Origin of the sequence: Shewanella sp. MMG014 (assembly GCF_018100775.1) — a bacterium.
GTDB classification, from domain to species: Bacteria; Pseudomonadota; Gammaproteobacteria; order Enterobacterales; family Shewanellaceae; genus Shewanella; species Shewanella japonica.
Genome location: NZ_JAGJDZ010000043.1, coordinates 1 through 323 on the forward strand (window position 1 = coordinate 1; position 323 = coordinate 323).

Sequence of the window (323 nt, forward strand, 5' to 3'; positions counted from 1 at the left end):
AATATCGAATACCAATTAAATTGGCTTGCCAATTCGTATGCTAATTAAGGCAGTTTAATGCGACGTTTAGCCTGCTAAACGAGTATTAAACTAACGAAGAGTAGAAAAGAATTGGTGGGTCAGAGTGGACTTGAACCACCGACCTCACCCTTATCAGGGGTGCGCTCTAACCAGCTGAGCTACAGACCCATTTTTTTTGGTCTTTTAATCCTTACTCTGCGTTACTTTCTTCGTTTCTCAGTCATGTGCTAAAGCACACTCCCTACGAGACTCATCAAGTGCCTTGATTAAGAATCAAAATCCTCAAAAATATCTTTCGATAC

The 323-nt window shown here is 40.6% G+C and carries 1 tRNA gene; it reads right to left on the reverse strand.

Going from position 1 to position 323, the window contains the following annotated elements:
* Window positions 1–112: 112 nt before the first annotated feature.
* Window positions 113–189 (reverse strand) — tRNA-Ile (locus J8L86_RS21050).
* Window positions 190–323 lie beyond the last annotated feature (134 nt).